The following is a 9,743-nucleotide window of genomic DNA, read 5'->3' as shown; positions in this document are numbered from 1 at the left end:
AATTCGAAAACCCGGAAGGTGTTATCAACCAATATTATGTTGGACAAAAATTAGGTGAGATTTGGGGTTATGAGACGGTTGGAATTTTCCAAACCCAAGAAGCAGTAGACAACGCCCCTGATCAGTCAAGGCTAGGTGCCAACTGGAGACCGGGAGACATTCAGTATGCTGATTTGAACGGTGATGGTGTTATTTCCCCGGGCAATGGTACATTAAGTGATCCGGGAGATAGAAAGATTATTGGAAATACCACGCCAAGACTTAGTTTTGGTTTGAACAATAATTTCCAGTGGAGAAACTTTACCCTTAACCTCTTCTTCCAGGGAATCTGGAAAAGAGACCACTGGCCTACCTCTGGAAACTGGACTTGGTTTTTCCCATTCAATGCTGGACACGTAGAGAAATATTTTATTACAGATTCTTGGTCTGAGGACAACAGGGACGCCTATTTCCCACACCCTCATATTTCTACCAATGATAAGAAGAATATTCAGACACAAAGCAGGTTCTTGCAAAATGCAGGCTATATCCGTCTGAAAAATATGAACCTAGGATACAACCTTCCTCAAAATTGGATGGAGACCGTTGGTTTCCAAAATGCCAATATTTATTTCGCAGGTATGAATCTTTGGGAATATTCTCCTATTCGTAAGCCTTTGGATCCAGAATCCATTTACTCCGGAGCTATCGAATACCCAATGCAAAGGGTGTATACTTTGGGTGCAAGAATTACCTTCTAAATATAAAATCGAAGAAGAATGAAAAAATACAATATATATACACTTGCATGTCTGTTAACCATAGTGTTTGCAGCATGTAATGACGATTTTCTAGAGCGTTATCCTCTCGATGAGGTGAGTAATGAGACTTTCTGGAATACAGAGAATGACCTGATGGTATATAACAATAGCCTATACCATTTGGCATTAAATGACGATAACGTGCCGATTATGCATGCGCATTTTGATGGGTTTAACAGCCACTGGGGAAGTTACTGGTTTTTGGATGGGTTTTCTGATAACCTAGCTCCCCGACATGACAGGCATGCTTTCTTTCAGCAGGTAAGGGCAGGTAGACAACTGGTGCCAAATGGTCCTCAGCGTTTCGGATACAAAGGCTGGAACTTTGTAAGAGCAATTAACGTAGGTCTTGAGAATTACGGCACCGCTGATATTCCTGAAGCAACCAGAAATAAATACGTAGGTGAGGCAAGACTGCTTAGAGGCTGGTTCTATGCTGAAAAAGTTCAAAAATTTGGTGATGTTCCATGGGTGGACAGAGAATTGAATATTGATTCTGATGAGCTATTTGCGGCAAGAACACCTCGAGAAGAAGCAATGAACAATGTACTGGAAGACCTTAACTTTGCTACAGAGCATATTCCTGAAGACTGGGGAGATGGCAACGAACCAGGAAGACTAAATAAATGGGCTGCACTAGCTATCAAGTCAAGACTTTGTCTTTATGAAGGAACATGGAGAAAATACCATGGAGGCGCAGATGCTGATATGTGGTTGAGAGAAGCCGCTGAGGCAGCTCAGGAAGTTATTGAAAATAGCCCTTATGCTATTTACAATACTGGCGATCCGGAAAATGACTTCAATTCCTTTATGCGTAAAATTGATATCAGCGGAAACCCTGAGGTGATGGTTTACAGAAGATACCAACTGGGGATCTATACCAACCACGTGCAAAGTTACTTTAGCTACACCGGTGGTGCTACCAAAAGTTTTGTAGAAGACTTCCTTGATACTGATGGATTGCCTATTACGCTTTCTTCAAAATACATGGGAGATGAAACCTTTGAAGCAGTATTTGAAAACAGAGATCCAAGACTTCGTCAAACCATTCTTCACCCTGATGATACCGAAAAATACAAGTACCACAGGGCAGATGGTCGTGACTATCCTAGAATTGTGGGTATGCCGGGTGGTTATACTACCACTACAGGATACCATATCATCAAGCATTACAATGCGGATGATATGATTGGTAAGGCTTATAATACTGCTGAATCTCCTGGTATTATCTTAAGGTACGCTGAAGTATTGTTGAATTATGCTGAAGCAAAAGCTGAATTGGGAGAAATAACTCAAGGTGATTTGGATATGAGTATTAACTTATTGAGAGATAGGGTTGCAATGCCACACCTTACTTTAAATCCTCCAATGGACCCAAGGTATGCCAATGATGGAGTTTCTTCTTTGATCGTAGAAATCAGAAGAGAAAGAAGAGTAGAGTTATTCTTAGAAGGTTTTAGGTACAAAGACCTTAAGCGTTGGAAACAAGGTAAGAAACTTGAAATTCCTGATATGGGTATCAGATGGAGCCCAGAAAACCAGGCAAGATTTGCGGAAGCTACTGTTCAGACAAGCGTAGATCCTGAAAGTGGAAATACCTATATTGATGTATACAAAGGCACTGACTGGGCAGACCCTGTATTTGATGAAGCCAAACATTACCTATGGCCATTGCCACTGGATGATTTAGCTCAAAATCCTCAATTGCAGCAAAATCCAGGTTATAATTAATTGATATTATTTTATATAAAAAACTGCTATGATTTGATTCCATCAGATTATAGCAGTTTTTTTTTGTCTTTTTTATAAACGGAAAGGAAAATTAATAAGGATATTTTAAATTGATCCTTTAACTCGGATTATGGAATAGAATTTCCTACACTTTCTCCATGAGGATTGTAATTTCAATTATATCAGGCTGTTTGGAGATTTTATTATAGCATGGCTATGGTGAAATGGATAAAAGCGACAATTGATTGATATTGAAGCAATTTCAGCAGGTTATAGGAGCTTTATTGCATATTTCGAGTTTCATTGTAAACCCAATTTATCCCCAAATATGATGAAGAGATTGTACCAAGCATGGCAATTTGTTTTTTTTCAAAAATCGCCCTAACCCATTAAGCTTTTTAAAGCTTCTTTTCAGGCCGGCCTTATCAATCCTAGGCTAGATGTACCCCGCCTAAGGCTTCCTTTGAAATTCACCTCCTAGCAAGGTATTGCACTAAGTGCGAGGATCCCTTGTGGTGAATATTCATAACCAATAGAAATAGATAAACTTAATGATAATTTTAAATAAAATGAGAATAGAAAAACTTGCCCTTCAATTGCTGATGATTACAGCCCTTCTTTGGAGTCCGCTTATGGCTGCGGTTCCCGAGGATGCCGCGATGGATACGGTAAAATTGGAGAACCCGATAACTGTAAACTACCTAAAGCGACACCTAAAAAAATCAGGCCCTAAATTGGCCCTGACACCGGCACTTGAAAGAAACCTAAAGCGCAAGATCAAGAGTGACCCATTAGTGGGCAACTATTATCAGGCCTTGAAGGCAAATGCAGATAAAGTAATTACTGAACCTGTGCTTACAAGAAATGTCATTGGGCGTAGGCTATTGGGTACCTCAAGAGACATGCTGCACCGTGTCAATGTTTTAGGAATTGCTTATATCATCGAAAATGACAAGAAATACCTTGATAAGATAAATGAGGAAGTCATCGCTGTAAGCAATTTTTCAGACTGGAATCCTTCTCATTTTCTTGATGTGGCCGAGATGGCGACGGCTGTTGCTCTGGCAGTAGACTGGGTAGGAGATGACTTACCGGATGCTACAGTAAAGCTAGCAAAAGAGGCCTTAATCGAAAAAGGAATTGCTCCTAGTTGGAATGGAAACAAAGGTCGAATGTACGGCACTAACAACTGGAACCAAGTGTGTAACGCAGGTATGATTGCTGCCGCTATTGTCATTGCAGATCAGGATATAGAATTGGCAGCCAAAACCATTCACCGCTCATTGGATGGCATCCCTAATGGCTTGATGCAATACGGACCTGATGGGGCCTATCCTGAAGGTTCCACTTATTGGGGATATGGTACTGCTTTTACAGTACTTACCTCTGCCATGCTAAAAACAGCTTTTAAAACTGACTTCGGTATAGGTGATTACCCGGCCTTTAAAGAAAGTGCCGATTTCAGAAAATTGACAGTTGCCCCATCCGGCAACTATTACAATTATGCGGATTGTGGAGATCGTCACAGTAATGCTGGCGATATAATTTTAGCTTGGTTTGCTACCCAGAGTGGGAATTCCTTGTATATAGAAGATGATAAATTCAGTCAACCGGTGGCTGATTTTGGAAAGCTTCACAGGATTGCAGGCGCCGGATTGGTGTGGTTGGCACAATTTGAAAAAACTGATGAAGCGGAATTACCACTTGTTTACAAAGGAGATGGTAAAAACCCCATTGTAATCATGCGTGATGGAGAAGGCTACTACTTTGGAGGAAAAGGCGGCAAAGGTACCGTTTCACATGGTAATTTGGATGCGGGCTCATTTATCTGGGAACTGAATGGTGTTCGATGGAGCATTGATCCTGGTAACCAGGGCTATAATGCCTTGGAGCAAACAGGTTTTGACCTTTGGAATTCTTGTCAGGAATGTGAAAGGTGGACATTGTTGACAAAAAATAATTATGGACACAGCACATTGACCGTCAATGGTGAACTCCATGTAAATGATGGTTTTGCCAAAATGCTCGATGTAAAAGATGGAGACCAGCCTGAAGCTTCTTTTGATTTGACACCGGTTTTTGGTAACAAATTGAGAAAGGCCACCAGAACATTCATCAAACCTGATAATCAATCTTTGCTCATCGAAGATCAGATTGAAACCAATGTGCACACCAAAATGATCACCTGGCAAATGATGACCCAAGCGGATGTCAGCATAGTGGGTGGTGGTGCCATCCTAAGCCAGGCCGGGAAAAAGATTAAGTTGGAGAACCTTTCTCATCCCGAAATCATGGTATCCGTTATCTCACTCGACCCGGCCCCACTTGAGCTCGACAGGCAAATTGAAGGGTTAAAAAGACTGGAAATTAGGATTCCCGCTTATTTGATTGAAAATAATACGGAGAAAATCAAGGTTAGATTAAAAGCATTGTGATAACATATAACTCAACTGCCAAAGGAAGATTATCCTCCTTTGGCAGTAATCTTTTTTTAGGGGCCATCCTCTTTTTCTTACTGACAGACTATGCGCTCGCCATTCCTGTAAATACAGATTTTGATCTGGTGAAGGAGAGGGTAGTGGCTGAGTACCTGACGTCCGAGGTGAATGCGGAGGCGATAGAGGAGTTGCTTATTTCTCAAAATCCTGACGGAACCTGGCCCGGTATCAATTACCAAGATGTATCGAGAACAGGCTTTGAACATTATTTCCACACAGGAAATATGGTGACTTTAGCAAAAGCCTATAGACAGCCAAATTCCAAGTATAAAGGAAGTCCAAAAGTAAAACAGGCAGTTACCGATGCCTTGGCTCATTGGGTAGAAAATGATTACTTCTGCGACAATTGGTGGCACAATCAAATAGGAACACCTAATAATCTGGTGGCCGTTATGTTATTGTTAGGAGATGAATTACCGGAAGAACTGGTAAAAGCCGCCCAACCCATTATTGGCAGGGCACATCTCAATGCTTCAGGAGCAAGACCCAGTGGGGATCGAATAAAAATTGCCGGTATTTTGGCAAAAAACCTTCTGTTTTTAGGGGAGAAAGAAAAATTCGAAGCTGTTTTAAAAGTCATTGAAGGAGAAATTAAGTTCTCTACCGGTAGCCGAGGCCTTCAGAGAGACTTTAGTTTTCATCATCGGGTAGATCGGGTAAACAATACAAGTTCCTATGGTTTAGGTTATGCAGATGCTTTTGTAGAATGGCTTGTATATACTGCAGACACCCGGTACGCATTTTCTTCCGATAAAGTAGCCATTTTGGTTGACTATTATTTAGATGGAATCAGTAAAAACCTGGCTTTCGGAAAATATTTAGAGGCCGGTGCAAAAAACAGGAGCATTGCCCGACCGGGCGCTCTTCATGGTCTGGATGCCAAAACGCCAAGAAAATTACTTCAGGCCACTGATTACCGAAAAGTTGATTTGGAAGAAATTGTAAAGATTCGAGAAGAAGGTATTTATAAGGTGACCCTGTCCTATGCCAAGTACTTTTGGCAGACGGAATTCTTCACTTTTCAGCGGCCGGACTATTTTACTTCTGTAAGAATGTTTTCCACCAGAAATGACAATATGGAGGTTCCCTATAATAGTGAAGGATTGAAAAACCATCATAGAGGAGATGGCACCAATCACCTTTCTATCACAGGAAAAGAATATTTTGATATTTTTCCTGTAATGGATTTTCAGAAAATTCCCGGGACAACCATTCTGCAAAAGGAAAGGCTTCCGGATCCGGATCAAATTCAAAAACCCGGCTATACAGATTTTGTGGGAGCGGTTACAGATGATTTATATGGAAGTGTAGCTTTTGATTTTATCAGCCCCCATGATCCCTTAAAAGCCAAGAAGAGTTGGTTCTTCTTTGACAAGGAATACGTTTGTTTGGGAGCAGGAATAAACGCTAAAGGTAAACAAGCGGTTTTTACTACCTTAAATCATTTGCTGCTCCAAGGAGAAGTTTATGCAAAAGTAGGTCAGGAAACGAAAATTTTAGAGCGAGGAAAGCATGAGTTTAAAGACTTGGACTGGATTTACCATGATCGAGTAGGCTATTTTATGTTAGCACCTCAGGAGGTAGAACTGTCTTTCGGAGAGGTCACCGGAAATTGGACTACAATTAACCAGCAAACAAGGGCACCCCAAGAGGATGTAACCAAAGATGTGTTCAGTCTTTGGGTAAACCATGGAAATAATGTCAGACAGGCAAGTTATGCTTACCTGATATTACCTAATGCCGGCTTGGAAGAAACCAAGGCCTATCAATTTAATGACCAAATTGAAATTTTGTCCAATACTCCTGCTCTGCAGGCTGTGCGGCACAAACAGTTGTTACAGGTGCAGGCTAATTTTTACAAAGCAGGTAAACTTGATCTGGGAGATGGATTAGAATTAACCATGGATGGTCCGGGATTGGTTTTGCTTCACTTAGATGATCAAAATATAGTGAAAATGGCCGTCTCCGATCCCAGTCGGAAATTAGACAAAATGCACTTTCAATTAAACAGTAAACTGAATCTAAAAGGGAATAAGCAACAGGTAGAATGGGATGCTGAACATTGGATCAGTAAAGTGACGGTACAACTTCCGGAAGGTGAATTTGCCGGAAGTAGTGTAATTTTAGGAGATTAAAACGTAACATTTCCAGTATCCTTTAAACAAACCTAAACTAGATACTGCTTAAATTTAAGATAATAAACAAATGATGAATCGGATAATGCGTGTCAATTTAAGCCTTGTGTGGTTTATGTTTTTGGCTTTGGTTTCATGCAATCAAAAAAGTCAGGAATCGCAAGAATCAAAAGATGAGCCCATCGTCATAGATGAGCGGGATCAAAAGCTTGCGGTCAAAAAGATAATCCCTGTTGACAGTGTCTGGGCAGGTCATAGGGTAGGCTTTTCCATGCTAACCCACAAAAACCGTCAATACATTGCCTATTACAACAAAGACAGGCACATGACAGTAGGGCAGAGAAATCTTGATGAGGATCAATTTGAACTGTACCAATTGCCTGTATTCGATAGGGAAGAAGGGCAGGGGACCAGTACCCTACTTGGCTGGGACAGCCACAATTCGGTTACCATAGGCATTGATTCAGAAGGGTATTTACACCTGGCCGGCAACATGCATGTGCATCCTATCACTTATTTCAGAGGTAGAAAGCCCAATGATATCAGTAGCCTGAAGCAAGAAATGGAAATGGTAGGCGAAAACGAAAAGCGATGTACTTACCCTCACTTTATGAAAGACAGGGAAGGGCATCTATTGTTTCATTACCGTGATGGTGGAAGTGGCAATGGTAATGAGATTTACAATATTTACGATGTAGCTTCTAAGGAATGGACACGTTTGCTAGACAGTCCCCTGACAGATGGACAGGGAGAGATGAATGCCTATGCCTCTCAACCTTCTTTAAGAGAGGACAATTGGTACCATATGTATTGGGTATGGAGGGATACACCTGATTGTGAAACCAATCATGACCTTTCCTATATCAAAAGCCCTGATATGAAAAATTGGTACGATGCATTTGGCAATAAACTAACCGTACCTGTTACCATTGATCAGCAATCAGTGATTGTGGACCCGGTACCGCCCAAAGGAGGGATCATCAATTTGGCAGCAAAGTTATGCCTGGATGAAAACAATAAACCTTTGATGGCCTTTCATAAATACGATGATGAAGGTAACCTGCAGTTTTACGTCAGCAGGATCGAAGAGGATGCCTGGAAAGCCAAACAAGTAACCGATTGGGATTACCGCTGGGAGTTTTCCGGTCGTGGCAGTATTCCCTCTGAGGTGCGGTTGGGAGACTTTAATCGTAGGGAAGACGGGAACTATGAATTGGGTTACCAGCACATAAAATATGGTGAAGGAGTATTGCTACTCGACAAGGATTTAAATACCATTGGTGAGGTATTGAAACCCGATAGCTTTGGTGCTGATCTGGAGCTTGAAGGGGACTTTGAGGGCTTGGAAATAAGAAGTGCCAAAGACCTGGGAACGCCGGAAAATGGCAGAACCTACCGTTTAAAATGGGAAACCCTACCTCCAAACCGAGACAGGGCCTATCCAAAACCCTGGCCCAAACCTTCGGTACTGTATCTGTACGAAATGGAGTGATTCATAAAAAAAATAATTGTAATGGCTTATCCTTCCTTTAACCTTTACTAATAAAAAAATGACTAACCCTAAATCCATTAAATACTTAAGCCTTTTACTGGTTTTTATTTGCAATAGCTTTACTGAAGGGATGGGACAGGTAAATGGCAATGCATCTAAGGAGGAGAATTACCTATTAAGAGTAAAAGCTTATGCAGATGAAATGATTTCCTTTGGAAGAGATCGTTACGGAGAGATAAGCTCTCCGTTATTTGCTTCAGCTTTGGACAGAAAGTCCATGGAAATAGCTAATGTTGATGTTTTTGGAAGCATAGATGGGATTAGAGAAACAGACAGGTCGCTTGGAGGCTCCAATCCCCTATGGGAAATTGGCTTGTATGAAATCCTTTATGAACTCACAACCATTACCGGAGATCCCAAATATGCTACTGAGGCAGACCGGGCCATAGGCTATTTCTTCGACCACTGCCAAAGTGAAACAACAGGTCTAATGGCTTGGGGGGAGCATTTGTTTTGGGATTTTAAAACAGAAAAGTGTGGGTTTGTGGCCAAAGATTACCATGAGGCCAATGTTTGGCCTTTTTGGGATAAAAGCTACCAATTGAGTCCTGAAGCCAGTTGGCGCTTTGCGATTGGGGAGTGGGACCATCAAATCCAAAACAAAAGCACAGGTGATTTTAGCAGGCATGCTACCTATTCCGCTCATGGCCCGGAAAAAGGTTCTGACTTTCCCAGGTATGCCGGCCAAATGATAGAAAGATGGGCAATAGCCCTGGGGCGTAAAGAGAATTTAAATCGACCAAGAAGGGAAGAACTGCTGGAAGCCATAGAGGTTTTGGTTCGGAGAATGGAAGAAAACAGTCACCAAACTGCCACCGGGTACCTTCCGGCTCTGAGACGGGCTGATTATGTCTGGCCCACCAGTAATTTAGAGTTGGCAAGATGTCTTTTTGAAGCTGCCAAACATTTAAATGAACCCTTGAAACAGAGGGTTTTGGATTTAGCATTGAAACAGGATATGGATTTTCTAGCTGCAGCCCACCAAATTCTCAGTGGAGGAGGTTTTGCCGTAACCTTACATTCAGAG

At 41.5% G+C, this 9,743-nt stretch carries 5 protein-coding genes and 1 pseudogene; all 6 read left to right on the top strand.

Annotated elements, in window-relative coordinates:
• Positions 1 to 740 (top strand): annotated as a pseudogene (locus tag AAC037_RS11375) (TonB-dependent receptor); the annotation flags it as partial.
• Between the two features lie 18 nt (positions 741 to 758).
• Complete coding sequence (locus AAC037_RS11370) at positions 759 to 2,531, top strand: RagB/SusD family nutrient uptake outer membrane protein (protein ID WP_339903106.1); 1,773 nt, start codon at positions 759 to 761, stop codon at positions 2,529 to 2,531.
• A gap of 569 nt (positions 2,532 to 3,100) precedes the next feature.
• Positions 3,101 to 4,966 (top strand): heparinase II/III family protein, encoded by a 1,866-nt coding sequence (locus AAC037_RS11365; protein ID WP_339903105.1) that lies wholly within the window; start codon positions 3,101 to 3,103, stop codon positions 4,964 to 4,966.
• Positions 4,963 to 7,164, top strand: a complete 2,202-nt coding sequence (locus AAC037_RS11360; protein WP_339903104.1) for a polysaccharide lyase family 8 super-sandwich domain-containing protein — start codon at positions 4,963 to 4,965, stop codon at positions 7,162 to 7,164. Before AAC037_RS11365 ends, AAC037_RS11360 begins: the two co-directional genes overlap by 4 nt.
• A 70-nt stretch (positions 7,165 to 7,234) precedes the next feature.
• Positions 7,235 to 8,656: a BNR repeat-containing protein gene (locus AAC037_RS11355; protein WP_339903103.1), complete on the top strand. Its 1,422-nt coding sequence runs from the start codon at positions 7,235 to 7,237 to the stop codon at positions 8,654 to 8,656.
• A 58-nt stretch (positions 8,657 to 8,714) separates the two neighbouring features.
• The coding region (locus AAC037_RS11350; protein ID WP_339903102.1) for a hypothetical protein at positions 8,715 to 9,743 on the top strand (1,029 nt) is incomplete at its 3' end.

Source organism: uncultured Cyclobacterium sp. (assembly GCF_963976465.1).
Lineage (GTDB): Bacteria > Bacteroidota > Bacteroidia > Cytophagales > Cyclobacteriaceae > Cyclobacterium.
The sequence above is the reverse complement of the archived record's forward strand: the minus strand, read 5'-3'. Positions and strand labels throughout refer to the sequence as shown.